Annotated in this window: 16 protein-coding genes; 14 read left to right on the top strand and 2 right to left on the bottom strand. The window is 67.3% G+C overall.

Features of this window, described 5'->3' with window-relative positions; genetic code table 11:
• The first annotated feature begins 5 nt into the window (after positions 1 to 5).
• From GBA63_RS23740 to GBA63_RS17070, 10 genes are all read left to right on the top strand, one after another.
• A complete protein-coding gene (locus GBA63_RS23740) occupies positions 6 to 491 on the top strand; it encodes a nucleotide-binding domain containing protein (protein WP_228282608.1) in 486 nt (161 codons plus the stop codon).
• Positions 488 to 1,486, top strand: coding sequence for a 4-hydroxythreonine-4-phosphate dehydrogenase PdxA (gene pdxA, locus GBA63_RS17110; protein ID WP_207956871.1), 999 nt, complete (start codon positions 488 to 490; stop codon positions 1,484 to 1,486). The genes GBA63_RS23740 and pdxA overlap by 4 nt, the downstream gene beginning before the upstream one ends.
• Before the next feature lies 1 nt (position 1,487).
• Entirely contained in the window at positions 1,488 to 2,738 is a 1,251-nt protein-coding gene (locus GBA63_RS17105; RefSeq protein ID WP_166178024.1) for a nickel pincer cofactor-dependent isomerase, group 22, read from the top strand.
• A gap of 117 nt (positions 2,739 to 2,855) precedes the next feature.
• Positions 2,856 to 3,680, top strand: a complete 825-nt coding sequence (locus GBA63_RS17100; protein WP_166178022.1) for a cyclase family protein — start codon at positions 2,856 to 2,858, stop codon at positions 3,678 to 3,680.
• Positions 3,680 to 4,081: a RidA family protein gene (locus GBA63_RS17095; RefSeq protein ID WP_407690855.1), complete on the top strand. Its 402-nt coding sequence runs from the start codon at positions 3,680 to 3,682 to the stop codon at positions 4,079 to 4,081. The genes GBA63_RS17100 and GBA63_RS17095 overlap by 1 nt, the downstream gene beginning before the upstream one ends.
• Before the next feature lie 103 nt (positions 4,082 to 4,184).
• The gene (locus GBA63_RS17090; protein WP_166178018.1) at positions 4,185 to 5,414 is read left to right on the top strand and encodes a molybdopterin molybdotransferase MoeA; all 1,230 of its coding nucleotides are present in this window, start codon (positions 4,185 to 4,187) and stop codon (positions 5,412 to 5,414) included.
• Positions 5,415 to 5,657: 243 nt separating this feature from the next.
• A complete protein-coding gene (locus GBA63_RS17085) occupies positions 5,658 to 6,689 on the top strand; it encodes a helix-hairpin-helix domain-containing protein (protein WP_166178016.1) in 1,032 nt (343 codons plus the stop codon).
• Positions 6,690 to 6,855: 166 nt separating this feature from the next.
• Positions 6,856 to 8,487, top strand: a complete 1,632-nt coding sequence (locus tag GBA63_RS17080) for a DEDD exonuclease domain-containing protein (RefSeq protein ID WP_166178014.1) — start codon at positions 6,856 to 6,858, stop codon at positions 8,485 to 8,487.
• A gap of 275 nt (positions 8,488 to 8,762) precedes the next feature.
• A complete protein-coding gene (locus GBA63_RS17075) occupies positions 8,763 to 9,461 on the top strand; it encodes a response regulator transcription factor (protein ID WP_166178012.1) in 699 nt (232 codons plus the stop codon).
• Positions 9,448 to 11,256 carry an ATP-binding protein gene (locus GBA63_RS17070; protein WP_166178010.1) on the top strand — a complete coding sequence of 603 codons (1,809 nt, stop codon included), beginning with the start codon at positions 9,448 to 9,450 and terminating at the stop codon, positions 11,254 to 11,256. Before GBA63_RS17075 ends, GBA63_RS17070 begins: the two co-directional genes overlap by 14 nt.
• A 450-nt stretch (positions 11,257 to 11,706) precedes the next feature.
• Here GBA63_RS17070 and GBA63_RS17065 read toward each other — a convergent pair whose 3' ends face one another.
• Positions 11,707 to 12,345, bottom strand: coding sequence for a site-2 protease family protein (locus tag GBA63_RS17065; RefSeq protein WP_166178008.1), 639 nt, complete (start codon positions 12,343 to 12,345; stop codon positions 11,707 to 11,709).
• Between the two features lie 40 nt (positions 12,346 to 12,385).
• Positions 12,386 to 13,108, bottom strand: coding sequence for a hypothetical protein (locus GBA63_RS17060; protein WP_166178006.1), 723 nt, complete (start codon positions 13,106 to 13,108; stop codon positions 12,386 to 12,388).
• A 293-nt stretch (positions 13,109 to 13,401) separates the two neighbouring features.
• On the opposite strand from GBA63_RS17060, the gene GBA63_RS17055 reads away from it, so the two are divergent.
• The 4 genes from GBA63_RS17055 (at position 13,402) to GBA63_RS17040 (ending at position 17,661) form a co-directional block, all read left to right on the top strand.
• Entirely contained in the window at positions 13,402 to 14,580 is a 1,179-nt protein-coding gene (locus GBA63_RS17055) for an AI-2E family transporter (RefSeq protein ID WP_166178004.1), read from the top strand.
• A gap of 101 nt (positions 14,581 to 14,681) precedes the next feature.
• Positions 14,682 to 15,191 (top strand): CDP-alcohol phosphatidyltransferase family protein, encoded by a 510-nt coding sequence (locus GBA63_RS17050; RefSeq protein ID WP_166178002.1) that lies wholly within the window; start codon positions 14,682 to 14,684, stop codon positions 15,189 to 15,191.
• 76 nt (positions 15,192 to 15,267) lie between these two features.
• A complete protein-coding gene (locus GBA63_RS17045; protein WP_166178000.1) occupies positions 15,268 to 15,684 on the top strand; it encodes a hypothetical protein in 417 nt (138 codons plus the stop codon).
• Positions 15,685 to 15,942: 258 nt separating this feature from the next.
• Positions 15,943 to 17,661: a C40 family peptidase gene (locus GBA63_RS17040; RefSeq protein ID WP_166177998.1), complete on the top strand. Its 1,719-nt coding sequence runs from the start codon at positions 15,943 to 15,945 to the stop codon at positions 17,659 to 17,661.
• The last annotated feature ends 216 nt before the right edge of the window (positions 17,662 to 17,877 follow it).

Below are 17,877 nucleotides of genomic sequence, written 5' to 3'. Positions count from 1 at the left end.
GATCCGTGCTGGTGGTCGTCGGCTCACTGAACCGCGCGTCGCGGGGGCAGCTCGACAGGCTCGTCGGGGAGTACGGGGAGGTGGCCGTCCCCGTCGGTCCCGGCTCGGCCGGCACGGTCGGGGAGGTGGTGGATGCCGCGCGGGAGACGTTCTCGGGCGGGGTGTGCGTGGCCGTCCATTCTTCGGGCAGGGCCTCGTCGAGGGCGAGGGGGCGGGTAATGAAGGCGTTGGCCGGGGCCGCCGCCGCGCTCGCCGAAGAGGGGCTGTTCGACGCGCTGGTGTTGACCGGGGGTTCGACGGCCGTCGCGGTCTCGAGAAGGCTCGGGGCTTCGGGCATCCGGCTCGCCGGGGAGGTCGAGGCCGGGGTGCCGGTCGGGACCCTGATCGGCCCGAGGCCATACACTGTCGTTACAAAGGCCGGCGGTTTCGGCAGCCCGGACACGCTCGTCGGGGCCGTGGAATCGCTTTTGAAGGGAGAACAGAGAACGTGACGCCGCCGCTCGTAGCCGTAACTATGGGGGACCCGGCCGGGATCGGCCCGGAGATAATCGCAAAGACGTTCGCAGACCCGGGCTTCCACGAGAGAAACCACGCCCTCATAGTCGGCGACGTCGGGATGCTGCGCCGCGCCGCGGAACTTCTGGGGCTGTCCTTGAAGATCAACGAGGTCCGTGAGCCCGAGGAAGCCGCCTTCGAACCGGGCACGGCCGACGTGCTGCAGGTCGGCGAACTCCCGGAGGACCAGCCCTTCGGCGAGCTGGACGCGAAGGCCGGCGACGCGGCGTTCCGGTACGTCGAGAGGGCGACGGAGCTCGCGAGCGCCGGGCGCGTGGCCGCCATAGCCACCGCCCCCCTGAACAAGGAGGCCATGCACCTCGCGGGCCACGGGTACCCGGGACACACCGAGATCCTGGCCGACCTGACGGGCACCCAGGACTACGCCATGATGCTCGTCACCGACGAGCTGAAGGTGATCCACGTGAGCACGCACGTCTCCCTGAAAGAGGCGATCGAGCGCGCCCAGCCCGAGCGCGAGCTCGCCGTCATACGTCTCGCCCACCAGTCCATGAGGAAGCTCGGCGTGGAGAGCCCCCGCGTCGCCGTCGCCGGCCTCAACCCCCACGCCGGGGAGAACGGGCTCTTCGGCAAGGAGGATCTCGAAAAGATCAGGCCCGCCGTGAAGGCGGCCCTGAATGAGGGTATCGACGCCAGCGGCCCGTGGGCGCCCGACACGGTGATGATGCGCGCCAGGCAGGGGCACTTCGACGTGGTCGTCGTCCAGTACCACGACCAGGGCCACATCCCGATAAAGCTCATGGGCTTCGACACGGGCGTCAACGTGACCGTCGGCCTGCCGTTCTTCCGCACCAGCGTCGACCACGGCACGGCCTTCGACATCGCCGGCACCGGCAAGGCCGACCACGCGAGCCTGGAGGCCGCCCTGGACCTCGCCCGTCGGCTGGCCGGCGCCGAGGAGAGGAGTTAGCTTGGACTTCCCGAAGGTGGTAAAGATCCGCCAGACCTTCCCCCGTCCCCGCGTGGAGGATGTAGAGGGCACGGTGCGCGATCAGTTGAGGCGCGAAGACATAGCCTCCGCCGTCAGGCCGGGGATGAGCGTGGCCGTCACGGCGGGGAGCCGCGGCATCGCCAGGATCGACGAGGTCCTGCGGGCCGTGATGGACGGGCTGAAGGAGATGGGAGCCGAGCCGTTCATAGTGCCGGCCATGGGGAGCCACGGCGGGGCCACGGCCGAGGGGCAGGTCGAGATCCTGGCCTCCCTGGGCGTTACGGAGGAGGCTTGCGGCGCGCCGATCCGGTCCTCGATGGAGACCGTCGAGATCGGGGAGACCGACCGCGGCATCCCGGTCTTTATGGACAGGATCGCCTCTGAGGCCGACGGCGTGGTCGTCGTCAACAGGATAAAAGCCCACACCGACTTCCGCGCCGAGGTCGAAAGCGGCCTCTTGAAGATGGCCTCCATCGGGCTCGGCAAGCACGCCCAGGCCCTCGCGTTGCACGGCTACGGCGTCGAGGGCATAAGGGACTTCATGGTCGAAGTGGGGGAGGAGGTGCTCGACTCCGGGCACGTTCTCTTCGGGCTCGGCATCGTGGAGAACGCCTACGACGAGCCCGCGACCATCGAGGCGATCCCGACGCGCGAGATCCCCAACCGCGAGCGCGAGCTTTTGCGCGGGTACATGGAGATGATGCCGGTCCTTCCCATCTCCGACATAGACGTCCTCTACGTCGACGCCTTGGGCAAGAACTACTCGGGGACGGGGATGGACACGAACGTGATCGGCCGCTTCCGCATCCTCGGCGTCGAGGAGCCCGAGAGCCCGAACGTGAAGTACCTGATAGTTGGCGACGTCAGCGAGGAGTCGCACGGCAACGCCCTCGGCGTGGGCCTCGCCGATTTGACCACCGAACGCCTGGCCGGCCAGATCGACCGCAACGCCATGAACGCGAACGTCGTCACCAGCACCTTCGTCGAACGCGCCAAGGTCCCGATGGTTCTCTCCGACGATAGGGAAGCCCTGGAAACCGCCGTCCGCTGCAACTGGGGCGTCCCGCCCGGGGAGACCCGCTTCGTCCGCATCCCCAACACCCTCCACCTGGAGCACCTGTACGTCTCCGAAAACCTGGTGGAGGAGGCGCTAGCAAACTCGGACGCGGAGGTGGTCTCGGAGCCGGAGGAGTTGCGCTTCGACGCCGAGGGCCGGCTGGAGAAGTTCTGAACAGGCTCCAGGCATCAGGGGTGGTTGGCGGGTCGGGGTCCCGACCTCGCGCCCCGAAGCCTGAGAGCCTGCGAAGCAGGCGACCTGAAACCTGAAACCTCTACGAAGGAGGACAGAATGGACCTCGACAAAACGGACCTCGCCGCGCTCGCCGCCGTGAAGGTCGTCGACCTTTCGGTGACCGTCTCCGAGAGGCTTCCGGGAACCTGGCCGGGACACATGACCTTCGCCCACCACAACTGGAACTGGTTCGCCGAGGTGGAAGGCCCGACCGGGAAGACCCGAAGCTCGGCCCCCTACCAGACCAACTTCTTCGTCATAGACGAGCACTGCGGCACCCACTTCGACGCCCCAACCCACTTCATACCTCCCCCGGACTCCGGCCTGCCGCTGGCAAGCGACCTCGGCGCCCAGACCGGCGACAAGGTTCCGCTGGAAGACCTGATGGGCCCCGCCGTCGTCGTCGACGTGAGCTTTCTCTCCGGGCAGGGAGAGCCGGGCATCAGCCCGTTTATCGAGCCGGACCACGTTCGCGCCTTCGAGGACGAGCGCGGCGCGCTCGTCGAGGGGGAGGTCGTCCTGTTCAGGACGGACTGGGACCGGTACTACGTCGAGGGCGGGGAGGGCGAGAAGTACCTGAGCGGCTCGTTGGTGACGCAGAAGTCCCCCGGCTGGCCGGCGCCGTCCCCCGAGACCGCCGTCTACCTGCACGAGAAGGGCGTAAAGACCATGGGCATCGACGCGCCGAGCATAGGCAGCGCCCACGACGGAGTTCCGGTTCATCAGGAGGGACTCGGGCGCGGGATGCGCTACGTGGAGTTGCTCACCAACCTCTCCGAGTTGCCGGTGCGCGGGGCGTACTTCGTCTTCCTGCCCGTCAAGATAGCGGGCTCATCCGGAGGTCCCGGAAGGGCCGTGGCGTTGCTGCCGGAAGGGCCGTGATCGAACGCTTCAACGCCCCCGGTCTCGCCCCAACCCCCGGCTACTCCCACGTGGCCGTGGCAACCGGCGGGAGGCTCGTCTTTACCGCCGGGGCCGTCCCGCTCGACGAAGAAGGACGCCCCGTCGGACCCGGCGACTACGCCGCCCAGACCAGGCAGGTCCTCGCCAACCTCGCGCGGGCGCTCGAAGCGGCGGGCGCCACGGGAGACGACGTTCTAAAGACGACCGTCTACGTGGTCTCGGAGGACAGGTCGGACCTGGCCGAGGTGTGGCGGGTGGTGCAGGAGTCGGACTTGGCCGCCGCGGCGAGCACGCTTCTGGGCGTCTCGCTGCTCGGTTACGAGGGACAGCTCGTGGAGATCGAGGCCGTGGCAGAGAGGCTGGACGCCACGGAGGGATAGGGCCGTGCGCGTTTCGAATTTCAGGGCCAGCCGGTTCGGCAACTTCGCAGGGTGTGGTAGCGTATCCGCGGGGAAGACTTGAAACGGCAGGGAAGAGGTAGGCGTGCAACTTTTCGAGAAGCTTATGGAGTACCCCGACGCCGAGAGGCTGGTGCTCGACAACACCCACCGATTGCCGGTAGAAGAGACGCCGCTGGGAGAGGCCTTGGGCCTCGCGCTCGCCGAGGACCTGCGGGCTACAGTAGATTCGCCGCCGTTCGATAATAGCGCCGTGGACGGTTACGCCGTGAGGAGCGCGGACGCTGAGGCTGGACGGACGTTTCGGGTGGTCGACGAGGCGCCGGCCGGGCGTCCGGCGGAGAAGAGCGTCGGAGAAGGCGAAGCCATCAAGATCTTCACCGGCGGCGTCATCCCCGAAGGCGCCGACGCGACGGTGATGGTCGAGAACACCTCGGGCTGGGGCGAGAGCTTCGAGTTGAAGAAGGGCGCGTCCCCCGGGCAGAACATCCGCGAGGCGGGCCAGGACACCCAAAAGGGGGACACGATCCTGCGGGCGGGGACCGAGATCGGGGCGCCAGAGATCGCGCTTGCCGCCACGCAAGGCTACGGAACCCTGCCCGTCTTCCGCAGGCCGAGGGTGGTCGTCCTCTCGACGGGGACGGAGCTCGTGGAGCCAGGGACCCGCGACCTCGCCCCGGGCGAGATCTTCGACTCCAACTCCTACGCCATCGTCGCCCAGGCCCGCGAGGCCGGCGCCGGCGCCCGCCGCCTCTACGCGGCCTCGGACGACGCCGGGACGCTGCGCGCCGCCATAGAAGAGGCCCTGGAGACGGCCGACGTCGTCGTGACGAGCGGTGGCGTCTCCGTGGGGGAGAAGGACCTCGTCAAGAGCACCCTGCTAGACCTCGGCGTCGAGCAGGTCTTCTGGGGCGTGAAGTTCAAGCCGGGCAAGCCCCTCTTCTACGGCAAACGCGACGAGACCCGCTTCTTCGGCCTCCCCGGCAACCCCGTCTCCGCGATGGTCTGCTTCGACCTCTTCGTCCGCCCCGCCCTGATGGGCATGATGGGCCGCGAGGACAAGGGGAGGCCGCGCGTCCCCGTGTACTTCGAGGAAGACGTCGTAAACAAGTTCGGCCGGATGCACGCGATGAGGGTCTCCCTGGAGAGAACGGAGAGAGGCTGGCTGGCCCGGTCGGTCGGCGCCCAGGGCTCGGGCCTCGTAAGCTCCCTGACGAAGGCCGACGCCCTGGCCCTGATCGGCCCGGAATCCGAGGGCGTCAGCGCCGGCGAGCCAGTCGAGGCGATAGTCTTGCGCGAAGAGAAACTGCTTTGAGGCTTCAGGTCTCAGGCTACAGGCTTCAGCAAGCACGTCTCCGCGGCGTAAGGGGTTGTTTCGCCGCGACGACACCGCCCGATCCTCACCGCCCTCGCGCCTTACGGGCCAACGCGTCGTGTCGCACCCCTGATGCCCGAGACCTGATGCCTGAGGCCTATCTCGAAACCTGCAACCTGAAGCCCAGCTTGAAGGCCAGTTCCGGGTCGGGAAACGGATGGCCGATGGTAGAATACGGTCCCTATGTTTGACTCGGATTTCGAAGACAACGTGTTCCGCAGGCGGTTGCTGAAGGAGGTTGCGCCGGGGGTTCCGGTGAACTTCTCCTTCTACTCGCCGTCGGTCAAGGTGCAGGTCATGTATCCGGCGGAGCACATGCCGGGGGCCAACGGGCGCTACGTCGGGAACGCGGTTACGATCGAGTTCGTGCCCGAGGACGCGGCGGCGGTCGAGCGGGTCAGGGAGTACGTGTGGCACTGGGAGCACCACAACGCGTTTACGGCGGTGCGCAAGATCAACCACCTCAGGCGCGGCGTCTGCCCGGGATCGGTCCAGGGGATGCTGGAGCTGGTCCGCGGCGTGGACAAGCGGGCCGCGGCGAAGGCGGCCGAGGCGATAGACCCGGACGACCTGCGTGGCCTGCTCGACGAGAGGGACTTCAAGAACCTGGCGCGGGTGCCCGGCATGGGCGAGAAGCGGGCGCGGGCCGTTATCGAGTTCCACGACAACGAGACTAACGGGCGCCGCTTTCTCCACGCGGCCAACCGAAACGACCGCTTCCGCGGCGCCCCTGTCCAGACCGAGCTCGACCTGGACAGGGATCTCGAAGAGCAGGTCTGGGAGCACGCCGAGAAGGCAAGGAGGCTCGGGGACCCCGACCCGCTCGGCCCGAACGAGCCGCCGGGCCACACCACGGTCAGGAACGCCAACCTCTTGCACCCGCTCCCGATGACGCCTTCCCTCATGGGCCGGAGCGTCTTCTACCCCGAGCAGATCGAGCTCTTCGCGGACACCCTCAAGCGTGTCCTGATAGACGGCGAAAAGCTCGCCGGGGTCGACGCCTTGCGCATCCAGCGCGGCAAGCTCTTTCACACCACCAAGATGCCTGGCGTCGGGATGAAGACCCGCGCCAGGGTCCTCGCCAGCGGCCTCCTCGACGACGAGTACACCTACGAGAACCTCGTCTCCATACCGGGCATTACCGAGGCCCAGGCCCTCACCATCGCTACGGCGGCGAAGGAGGAGGCCCCCAGGACGGAGGTCCGCGTCCATTAGCCTCTACGGCTTCGTAAAGGACCGCGAGCCGGTCGGCCCCGAGGAGGTCTGCGCCGGTTTTCTCTCCCTGCCGGACGCCAACGGGGATGCCAGGGCGATCGTCGAGAGGGTCGTCGGGGACGACCCCAGGTTCGCCTGGGAGGACGATGTCCTGAAGACCGCTGACGTGGCGGCGCTCGCGCTCGAAGATGCTCCGTACGTGGTCTTCGACGTCGAGACCACGGGAGCCTCCGCCGGAAAAGGCGGCGGTATCACGGAGATCGGGGCCCTCAAGCTCGTCCGCGGCCAGGTGGTCGAGGAGTTCTCGACCCTCGTTAACCCCGGGCGTAAGATAGACCCGTTCGTCGTCCGCCTGACCGGCATAACGGACCGCATGGTCTCAGGCGCCCCTCCCGTCTCCGAGGTGATGCCCCGCTTCGAGGAGTTCGTAGAGGGCTCCGTCGTGGTCGGCCACAACGTCCAGTTCGACTGCGGCTTCGTCGCCGCGGCCCGCGGCGGGGTGCCATTGCCCAACCCCGTCCTCGACACCTTGAAGCTCGCGCGTTGCCTGGTTCCGGGCCTGAGGCGCTACCGTCTGAGCGCACTCGTCTCGCACTTCGGGGTGCGCCAGGCGCCGAACCACAGGGCGCTGGCCGACGCATCGGCGACTACCGAGGTCTTTCAGAGGCTTCTGAAGCTCCTGCGCTCCGCCGGGGTGAGGAGCGTCGGGGAGGCCGGCACGATCCGGGGCGGCAAGGGGCGCATCAAGCCGCAGAAGCAGCACCTCGCCGAGCACGTCCCGAACACGCCCGGCGTCTACTACTTCGTGGACAAGAACGGCGGAGTTCTCTACGTGGGCAAGGCGAAGGATCTGAGGGCGCGGGTACGGACGTACTTCAACGGGGGGGACGGGAGGCGCAAGGTGGGCCGGCTCGTCGAGGAGGTCGCCGAGGTTCAGGTCAAGGAGACCGAGAGCGAGCTGCACGCGCTAATACTGGAGGCGCGGGAGATCAAACGCCTCCTGCCCCGCTACAACTCCGTCGGCCGCGACGACAAGGCGAGCTGGTTCATAAGGCTCGACACCAACGAGCCGTACCCGATGCCGGTCAGGGTGACGGAGAACGCGCCGGAGGACGGCGTGGTCCACCTCGGGCCGTACAGGAGCGCGGGCGTCCTCGACACCTGCATCGAGGCCCTCGGCAGGGTCTTCCCCCTCAAGCGCTGCCCGGGGGATGGGGAGGCGTGCTTCTACGGCCAGATGGGCCGCTGCGCCCCGTGCGCCGGGATGGGCGAGGAGGAGTACCGCCGGGAGGTCGTGGACGAGATCGTGGCGCTCTTGCGGGGCGAGGGCGGCGAGGAGCACCTCCACGCCCTGGTCCTGGAGCGCAAACGCCTGGCGCGGGCGCTCGAGTTCGAGGCCGCGGCGCGCCTGCGGGACCTGATCGCCGGCATAGAGCGGGTTCGTCTCGCGCGGTCGGTCGTGAGCGGGGAGGGTGCCCAGGCCGTCGTCGCCCCCTCGACGGAGCCGGGCGTTATAGAAGTCTTTGTCTTGTCGGAGGGACGCCTGATTACGCACCGCGGTTTCGAGGCCGGGGACGCGGCCGGTCTTACGACGTTCGCGGAGGAGGCGCTTCAGAGGCGGGAGGACCTGCCGCCGGCCGGCAAGAACGGCTCCAACGAGGCCAGGATCGTGGCGGCGTACCTCAGACGACGCTCCGGGGTGGTCGAGGCCGTGCGGCTGGGGGAGGCGGGGGATCTCGTAAAAGCGGCCGAAAGGGTCGAGGAGGCCGTAGGGGAGCCCGAGGTCCCGTTGGCTTGAAAGTGCTTTCAGGCTTCGGGTTTCAGGTCGCCTCCCTCGGAGGCTTTCAGGTTTTGAGGGCCGGGACGGATGCCGTTGTTTGAGGTTCGGGGCTCGATAGTAGCTTTTGTGGGAAGCGTGTGTGTCAACAGGAGAGCCTGTTCTGCGACGCCGGGTGTCGGCCGTCACTGAAGCCTGATGCCTGAAACCTGATGCCTCAAAACACGCTTATCATGCTAAAATCCGGGCAGCCGCACGGCGGCACCCGGTCAGCGTCGAGAAAGTTGTAACGGGCGATGGTTCAGGACTTACAGGGCGTTACGCGCAAGATACTTCTGGTAGACGACGAGCCGTCGCTCCAGAAGATGCTCACGCACGCGCTGGAGCGGGAGGGGTTCCAGATCCAGGTAGCCGGCGACGGCGAGGCCGCCCTGGAAGCTTTCAAGAGCTACGAACCGCACCTCATAGTGCTCGACATCATGCTCCCCAAGCTCGACGGCACCGAGGTCATCCGCCGCATCCGGGCGCAGAGCGAGGTGCCGGTCATCATGCTGACGGCCAAGGACGACGAGATAGACCGGGTGGTGGGCCTGGAACTCGGCGCCGACGACTACGTAACAAAACCGTTCGCCGTCAGGGAGCTGGTTGCGCGGGTGCGTGCGATCATGCGCCGCGCGGCCGTCCCCGCGGGCCAGCGTCCCGACGAGCTCACCTACGACAGACTCCGCATCAACCTGCCGAGCCGGCGGGTCTCCGTGGACGGGACGGAGGTGGACCTTACCTACACGGAGTTCGAATTGTTGGTGACCCTCGCCTCCAGCCCCGGCCGGGTCTTCTCGCGCAGCGCGCTTTTGCGGCGGGTCTGGGGCGACGAGTTTCGCGACGAGCGGACCGTGGACGTCCACATCAGGCACCTGCGCGAGAAGATCGAACGCGACCCCCGCAACCCCGAGTTTATCCACACCGCGCGTGGTGTCGGATATGTTTTCCGCTAGGAAGAAGCCCGACCGAAAGCCCCGGCCCCAGAGCCCGAAGCTGCCCTCCCTGAAGACGATAGAGGGACTCAGGCCGCGCCTGAGCATCCGGGTCTGGCTCACCGTACTCTTCGTGCTCGTCACGGCCGTCTCCGCCGTGGCCGCCTACGGCATCGTGCGTCCCATCCTGGAAGAGTCACTCGGCCGGGCAAGCGACGCCGCCTTCCGCCAGGTTGCCGAGCAATGGAATACGCAGCTACGGCGCGATCCCTCGCCGACCCTACAGGATATGGAGGACTTTGCGGAGACCAGGAACCTCCAGTGGGGGATAGTGCAGGCGCAGGAGGGCGTGCGGCTCAAGGGCGACAGCGAACTGGACTGGATCCCGGGGGTCGCAAAGATCGCTGTCAAGACCGGAGAGTCGAAGTGGAACACATTGCCGGCGCCTGCCGGCCGGCACGAGGGGCAGTTGCAGGCCACCTACGCCGTCCCGATCCAGGACGTGAGGGACGACGAGGGCCGCGAGATACCGAACACCGCCATCGTCTTCAATCGGTACTACACCGGCAGCGATATAGAGAACGCCGAGGCCACGCTCAACAACATAGAGGGACTGGCCCTTCTCGCCGGCGGCCTCGCGCTCCTTATCGCGGGTTTCGCGGGGTACTTCGCGGCGGTCCTGATCTCGCGCCGGGTGGACCGCCTGAACGTCGCGGCCGAGAGTCTGGCTTACGGCAACTTCGACGAGCGCATAAACACCCACGTCGGGGACGAACTCGGCTCCCTGGCCTCGTCGTTCAACGCGATGGCGGCCTCCATGAAGGACGCTTTCGGCCAGATCGAGCAGGAGAAGGAACGCGGTAACGCCATCCTGAACGGCATGACCGACGCGGTCGTCGGCGTGGACAGGGATCTCGAGCCCGTCTTCACCAACCCCCGGGCCAAGGAGCTTCTCGAATCGACCCCGCACGAGTTCCACGTCCGACTGCAGGAGGTCCTCGCCAAGACCCGCTACTCCGGGCCCGTTACCGAGCCGGAGGCCGAGGCCGGGGACCGCGTCATAGAGATCCGGGCCGCCCCCCTGGAGGACGGCGCCCTCGCCATCCTGCGGGACGTCACCGACGAGCGCCGGGTCCAGCGGGCCAAGGCCGACTTTATAGCCAACGCCTCGCACGAGCTCAAGACCCCGATCGCCGCCCTCTCCGGCTACCTGGAGATGCTCGAAGACGAGGAGGACGAGGAGTACCGGACCAAGTTTTTGAACGAGATGCGCGGCCAGACCGAGCGCCTCAAAGGCCTGGCCCAGACCCTGCTCGACCTCTCCCGCCTGGACGCCAACGCCGTCACCTTCCGATCCGAGGAGGTGCACCTCGAAGAATTGCTCCACGACCTGCGCCGCGAGTTCGGGTTCACGGGGCGCCCCATCGACATCAAGGTCGAGGAGGACGTTCCTCCCGTCGAGGCCGACCCGAACCAGCTTCACAGGACGCTCACCATCCTGGTCGACAACGCCATCAAGTACTCCGAAGACGGGTCTCCCGTACGCCTGGAGCTCTCCAGGGAGAACGGGCACGCCGTCGTCGGCGTTACGGACCGCGGGTGCGGCATCCCCGAGACGGAGATCCCGCACATCTTCGACCGCTTCTACCGGGCCGAAGGCTCCTCCCGCGCCGACGGCACGGGCCTCGGCCTTGCCCTCGCCCGCGAGATCACGGACCACCTCGGCGGCACGATAAGGGTCGAGAGCCGGCCCGAAACGGGCAGCACCTTCTCCGTCGTCCTTCCCCTGACGGAGACCCCCCAGAGCCCGAACTAATATGGGCTTCAGGTTTCAGGTATCGGGCTTCAGCAATTGCCTGAAAACCCGGGCCTACGGCGATTTGCATGAGGATTGGCCCTCGATGTTCGTAAGGTTTTGAGGTATCGAGGTTTTTAGGGGTGGGTCACGAAGCCGGGAGAAAGCCCCGACCCTCCACCCCTAATGGCCTACAGAACCTCAATGCCTTATCTCTCCGGGTAACTTTGCCTTGCCGATCATCTTTCCGTCAAACAGGCGGCTCAAAGTGTATGAAAGCCGCTCTCATGGTCAGGGAGACGGAAAGATGGGCGTATGAAGCCATTTTAGATTAAACCTGAGGTTGAACTCACGCTTTTGCATTTTCGGATGTAGAATACTGATTGGGGCGATGCAAAGTCCGTAGATTCTCCCCCCTCCCTACGGACCGCGTCGCCCCTCTTTTGTGGCCTGAAACCCGATGCCTTACATTCAGAAAATCGACGGCATGCCGAACAGTTGGAGGAGCGGGCGGATGGGGGAGAGCAGGACGTTGAAGATGGAGAACCTTGGAATAACGATTGCCACTATGATCAGGCCGAACAGGATCATCGGTCCGTACTGGTTCATGAAGTCGACGAAACCGTTCAGGGCGCGGGGGAGGAACGGGAAGAGGATCTTCGAGCCGTCGAGCGGGGGGATGGGGATGAGGTTGAAGACGAAGAGTAGGGCGTTGGTGGATGCGACCATCAGCACGATGATAGCCAGGTAGCCGCCCTGGAAGGCTGGCAGGAGGAACAGGACGCCGCACACGGCCACGATCAGGAGGTTCGAGACGGGGCCCGCGAGCGCGACCGCGACGGGGCCGAACACCCCGCCCCGCAACTTGGACGGCATCACGGGTGTTGGCTTGCCCCACCCGAAGCCGGCCATGAGCAGCATCAGGCTGCCGAGCACGTCGAGGTGGGAGGCGGGGTTGAGCGTCACCCTGCCGTCTCGGTAGGCGGTGTCGTCCCCGAGCAGGTACGCGGAAGTGGCGTGGGCGGCCTCGTGGACGGTTATGCCGATCACGAGCCCGAGAAGGAACGCGACGGCGGCTGACGGGTTGCTCTGGAAGAGATATAGGAACATGGGCTTTTATGATACACGCCCGGCGCGGTGCGGAGTTCGGCTAGCCCACCCTGGAGACGGTGACGGTTACGTGGTTGCCCGCGTCCGTGGTGTAGGCGGAGAGCTGGGGGTCCAGAACCTTCGCCGAGTCGGCCACGGTGCCGAGGCGGGTCATGCCCGCGACCACGTGGTCGTTGACGCCCGCGCCGCCGTTGCTCTGCACGAGGGCGACGTTCACCCGGACGTCCGGGTTCGCGTCGGGCTTTATCTCGACGACGTTCGCGCCCTCCACGGTCGGGTCGGGCCTGATGGACGTGACGGAGCCCGTCACCGGGGCGTAGGCCGTGGTACCGGCGACCGCGCCGACGTCGAGGGCGCCGGTCCTCGGCCCTTCCCTCCCCGCGTCGTCCATGACGTTGTAGTTGATGTCCTCTGGCGTCTCCCCGCTCGATACGAGGCCGAGCAGGGCGTTCCTGGAGAGGTTCTCGCCGCGCGGGGCCAGGGCGACCAGGCTGCCCCCCTCGGGGTGGTAGCCGAGGCCCGTCAGGCTCGCCGGTCGCACGGGCGTCGAGATGCCTACGCCGGCGACCTCGGCCAGGACCGTGTCGGGGCCTGCGTTGTTCGGGTCTATGGGGACCACCCGTTCCGTGGCACCCGAGGCCTGCGTCTGAACCAGGACGGCGAAGACCAGCGCCAGGGCGCCGATGACCAGGAGCGCGACAGCGGCGAGGCGGCGACGGCGGTAGACGCCCGCGTCGCGCCCGGCCTTCCTGGACTCGCGCAACTCGGTGAGCCGCCCGACGGCGTTGCGGTCGGGCTCGGGGCGCCTCTGCGCGGGGCGTGTCCGGACACGTCCGGGGCGCGGCGCGGCCTGGCGCCGTTCCCCAACATGTTGGGCCTGTTGAGCGTGTCCCCCTCTCATCTGGGCGGGGATTATACAGAGGAGCCAGGTAACTGTAAAACCTTTTCGTAACTCTTTTGCAACTTCGTCGTAACCCCTATCCTCGTTGATGTGGTTCCGGGTCGGGTATATTTGGTGCGGCCAGGGGAGAACACTAGACGCGAACGGAGGCCGGGGTGCCCGCAAAGAAGCTGGTAGTCTCGACGTACCTTCAATACATCGCGCTCGCGGTGCTGGTGCTGCTCCTTTTCTCCCTGGTGCAGCAGATCAGCGGCGTTCTCCTCACTTTCCTTGCGGCTGCCGTTCTCGCCTACGCCCTGAACCCCATAGTCCGGTTCCTCGAAAGGCGCCGGGTGCCAAGGGTCGTGGCCGTCGTCGGGTTGTTCCTGGTCCTCTTCCTCGTAGTGTCCGCGACGCTGCTCGTCATCATCGTGCCGGCGGTCGGGCAGATACGGGAGATAGTGAGCAATCCGCAGCAGATCGCGGGCCAGGCGGACGCCCTGACGCAACAGGCCCAGAACCTGCCCTTCGTGGGCCAGTACGTGACGGACCTGGACCAGGACCGCATCCTGCAACTGCTCCGCAGCAACGCGCCGTCCGCGGGCCAGGTCGCCAACGTGGCGACGGGCGTTATAGGCGGGGTGTTCGGGGTCTTCGGGGCGATCTTCAACCTGCTGCTGATGGTCCTGGTTTCCATCTACCTGCTGCTCGAGCGGGAGAAGATCACGCGCGCCCTGCTCCGCACGATACCCGGGACGATACGCGACCAGAGCCTCGAACTCTTCCACGCCGTCGAGAAGACCCTGATCCAGTACCTCAGGGGACAACTCTTTCTCTGCGCCATCATGGGCGTCCTGGGGTGGGCTATCATGTTCTTCACCGTCCGCGAGTACGCGCTCCTGGTCGGGGCCTGGGTGGCGGCCACGGAGATCATTCCCGTCCTCGGCGCCTTTCTGGGGGCGATTCCGGGGGTCCTGATAGCGCTCTTCTTCGGCGGGTTTACCGACGCGCTGATCGTCGCGGGCCTCTTTCTGGTGGCCCAGCAGATCGAGGGAAATATCCTGGTTCCGAGGATTCAGGGCGGCTCGACGGGGGTCCACCCGCTCTGGGTCTTGTTCGGGACGCTGGCCGGCACGGCTCTTTACGGGATAATCGGCGCGATCTTCGCCGTACCCATAGTCGCCATTATCGCGGCCACGATCCGCTACCTTCGCAACACCCTCGCCTTCGAGCGCTGGTCGAGGCCGCCGCTGCAGCCGGAGGAGCCGCCGAGGACGGAGGCCGAATCGCTCCCCGAAGCCGCGGGCCTCGGCCGCACCCGCCGGGAAGAGGAACGAGAGGATGGCCAGACCTGACTTTCCCGCACCGCGAACCCGGCGAACCCTTCTCCTTCAGGGAAACCTCTAGAGGCGCCCTGCTCTTCGTCCTGGGGCCCCTGGTCAGGCTGCTCTCCACGATGCGGGTGAGGCCGGACACGCTTACCGTCATAGGCTGGGCGTTCGCGCTGGGCGCGGCCGTCCTCTTCGGGCTCGGGCACACCCGCGTCGCGGGCGCCGTCATGCTTCTGGGCGGGCTCTTCGACGCCCTCGATGGCGCCGTCGCCCGAGAGTCTAACCGGATGAGCTCCTTCGGGGCCTTCCTGGACTCGACCCTCGACCGGCTCTCCGAATCTGCCGTGTTCGTCGGCGTGATCTTCTTCTACGCCAGCGCCGCAAGACCGGTCGAAGCCCTGCTCGCCGGCCTCGCCATGACCTTCTCGCTTCTCACCTCCTACGCCAGGGCCCGCGCCGAGGGCCTGAACGTGCCGTGCGAGGTCGGCCTGCTGGAGCGGGCCGGGAGGGTCGTGATCCTCTCTGTCTTCTCCATCTTCGGCCTCCTGACGCCCGGCGTAGCACTCGTCGCCGCCGGCGCCCTGATCACCACCGCCCAACGCGTCTTCCACGTCCGCCGTGCCACCCGGAGGTAAACCCCCCGCGGGGCAGAGCGCCGCCGAAGACTATCGGCGCAAGACGGCGTACGAGATCTCCTCCCTCGCGAAACGCATGAAGAAGGCCGGTCACCCGGCCCCCCTCGGCGACCCCACGGGCGGCGTGGTCCTCGTCCTGGAACAGCCGGTCGGCCCCCGCGTCCTCGAAGCCCTCGCGGCGAGCCTCACCGCCGTAAGCCTCCCCGACGCCTACGTCACTTATGCATCCACGGGCCTCCTGAAAGAAGAGCTGCTCGCCGCCGACCCCCAACTCCTCGCGGCCATAGGCCCCGGCGCGGCCCGCGACATCGACGACACCGACCACCCGCTCGCCCGAAACCCCTTCTCCGAAGCCGAAGAAGGGGTCCCCTTCGCCTGGACGAGGGGCGCCACAGGCCTCCTCCTCCCACCCCTCACCCCGGCCCTCGACCACGACGAGAGCAAACGCCGCTTCTGGCGCCGCTTTCTCGCGCTCAAAAGCCTCGCCCCGTAACCAAACTTTCGCCAGCGTTACAAATATTAAGATTCGTTAAAATTTGGTTGCGTGGGCACAACAGCCTTTCTCCTTTATTTAAGCCGCTTTCGGAAAAAGGGCGGGGTAGATAGTAACGACCGTCGTATTGCGGGGACGTTTGGCCATCCCTAGAGTGCCTCGCTTAGGAGGGGGGATCCTCGCAATAGGTCCCCTTGCAGTGCGAATAGAAGCTACTGGAAGGAGCCTGGGCCTATGCCGCGACGGGCGAGCTTGATCATGTCTATAGGATTTGTCGTTGCGCTCGTCTTCGTGACGGGCATTTCGGCCGGGGTGGCGCAGGAGGGCGGCGTCAGGGCCAAGGAGGCCGAGGTGGCCGCCGCGCAGGACCGCCTGATGGACATCCGGATGGAGACGAGCGCGGCGCAGGCGGCCTACAACAACGCCCTGTACGAGATGAACCAGCTCAACGGCCAGATCGCCCAGGCCACGGAGGACCTCGACGCCGCCAGGAAGCGGCTCGCCGAGGCCCAGGCCGAGCTCGAGGAGCGCGCCTCGCAGGTGTACAAGAGCGGCAACGTGGCGTTCATGGACGTACTCGTCGGCGTGGACGACTTCTCGGAGTTCGCGACCCGCCTCGATCTCTGGGTCAGGCTCCTCGGCGAGGAGCGGGCCAAGGTGGAGGCCGTCGAGAAGGCCAAGGACGAGTTGGCCGCGCGCAAGAACGACCTCGAAAAGCAGCGCACGCAGCGGGTGGACGCGGTGGACAAGGCCATCGCCCAGAAAGAGCGGGCCGAAGAGGCGGAGAAGGAGGCCGAGGAATACCTCGGTTCCCTGAACGCCGACCTGCGGGAGGCCATCCAGGACAAGCAGGACCGTCAGGCCGAGGCCGCGCTCGCGGCCGCCGAGGCGTTCAAGGCCCAGGAGACCCCCGCCCCGGCACCGAAGCCCGACGAGCCGGAACCGGCCCCGGCCCCCATCCCCGAGGTTCAGGTCACGCAGATCAAGCAGGTCCCCGTAGAGCAGCCGGACCTTCAGGACGAACAGGCCGCCGCCGACCGGGCAGCCGCAGCCGAGGCCGCCGCCAGGCGCGCCGAGCGCCTCGCCGAGAAGCGGGCCGCGGAGAGGCAGGCAGCCCAGGAAGCCGCCGAGCAGGCCGCCGCCGAGCAGGCAGCGGCCGAGAAGGCCGCCGCCAGGGAGGCCCGCCAGGACGCCAAGGCCGCCGCGGAGCGTGAAGCGGAGCTCGCCGCCCAGCGCGCAGCGGAGAGGCAGGCCGCCAGGGAGGCCGCCGAGCGCGAGGCCGAGCTCGCCGCCCAGCGCGCGGCCGCCGAACGCGCGGCGGCCCAGCAGGCCGCCGACGAGCGCGAGGCCGCCAGGCTCGCCGCCCAGCGTCGTGCGGAACGCCAGGCGGAGAGGCAGGCAGCCGCCGAAGCCGCCGCCGAGGCTTCCGCTTCCGCCGCGGCCGCCGAGGAGGAGCAGGCAGCCCAGGAAGCCGCCGAGCAGGCCGAGGCCAGCGCATCGGCGAGCGCCGCCGCGCAGGAGGAGACCACGGGTGGCAGGCCCCCGCAGGAGGACGCTTCCGCGAGCGCTTCCGCGGCGCCCGTCGGTGGCGGTGGCGCCAGCGGTTCCGGGACCTCGGTTATAGCCGAGGGCCAGCAGTACCTGGGCACGCCGTACGTGCTCGGCGGGACGGAGAGCTGCGTCCCTTACGAGATGATGGACTGCTCGTGCTTCACGATGACCGTCTACAGCGCGTTCGGTATCGCGCTCCCCGACTCCCCCGGCGGGCAGATGGGCTACGGTACCCCGGTCTCCGGGGCGCCCATGGCGGGCGACCTCCTCTTCTGGAGCGAGGACGGCAGCGGGTACATCACCCACGTCGGCATCGCGATGGGCGACGGCACCGCCATCCACGCCTCCACCTACACGGGCAACGTCACGCAGGGCACGCCCATAAGCTCCATACCCGGCTACGCGGGCGCCCGCAGGCTGCTGTAGGGTAGCTTTCAGCTAAAAACATTCGCATCGCGGAGGGGTCCCGGGAAACCGGGGCCCCTCTTCGTGTGCGAGGAGGTCGGGCGGCTGGAAGGAGAAGCGGCGTCGCGGGGACGATGGCCTGGAGGTTCTTGGCTGATAGCTGAATGCTGACAGCCGACAGCTATTCCGGTGGTAACATGACTCTCGATTCGTGGGCTTCGGAGAGGAGCGGTTTCT

This window comes from Rubrobacter tropicus, from assembly GCF_011492945.1.
GTDB classification, from domain to species: Bacteria; Actinomycetota; Rubrobacteria; order Rubrobacterales; family Rubrobacteraceae; genus Rubrobacter_D; species Rubrobacter_D tropicus.
The sequence above is the reverse complement of the archived record's forward strand: the minus strand, read 5'-3'. Positions and strand labels throughout refer to the sequence as shown.